This window comes from Streptomyces sp. W16 (assembly GCF_033194735.1).
GTDB lineage: Bacteria > Actinomycetota > Actinomycetes > Streptomycetales > Streptomycetaceae > Streptomyces.
This window is the reverse complement of the sequence record NZ_JAWOAI010001214.1, coordinates 1-717: the sequence shown is the minus strand read 5'-3', so window position 1 is coordinate 717 and position 717 is coordinate 1. Positions and strand designations below refer to the sequence as shown.

Sequence of the window (717 nt, the reverse complement as noted above, 5' to 3'; positions counted from 1 at the left end):
CTGCGGGCTGCCGTGGCGGTGTCGGTCACTGGCTGTCCTTCTTGTTCGGTATTTCGGATGCGGTTCGCGGCTCGGGGTACGGAAAAACTGTGGTGGTACGCCGGCACGGGGTGGTCAGGACACCCCGTGCCGACGTACGGCTGGGGTTTCCTACGGCCGCAGCAGCACCTTGCCGACCTTGGGATCGCCGGACCCCACCAGCTCGATGGCCTGCGGGAACTCGGCGAGCGGCAGCTCATGGGTGACCAGGGGAAGCGGATCGAGCAAGCCGGCCGCGAACACCCGCACCGTGTGCGCCCAGGCGTCCGGCGGTGCCCCGAAGACGGTGTGCACCTCCAGCTGCCGTACGACGAGATCGGTCGGGTCGAGACCCTCCGCGCCCGGCGCCGGGATGCCGGTGAGGACCAGGCGTCCGCCGCGCCTCAGCAGGGCGGCGGCCGTACGGGCCGCGTCCGCGGAGCCGGCGGTCTCGATCACCACGTCGAAGTCGTCGGGGAGTTGCTCGTTCTTGGTACGGAAGTCCGTGGCGCCGAACTGTTCCGAGAGGGCCCGGCGGTCCGGGCGGGAGCCCACCACCAGGAGCTCGGCGGGGGAGTTCGCCTTGAGGAACTGGATCGCGAACATACCGAGAGTTCCGGTGCCGACCACGGCTACCCGCTCGCCCGGCCGCGCGTTCGCCTTCAGCGCCGCCGCCGCGATGCAGGCCGCCGGCTCCAG

The 717-nt window shown here is 71.1% G+C and carries 1 protein-coding gene; it reads right to left on the bottom strand.

The window, feature by feature from the left end; translation table 11 throughout:
- Positions 1-150: 150 nt before the first annotated feature.
- Positions 151-717 (bottom strand): zinc-binding dehydrogenase (locus R6V09_RS54275; RefSeq protein WP_317888704.1); only part of this gene is annotated, 567 nt, incomplete at its 5' end.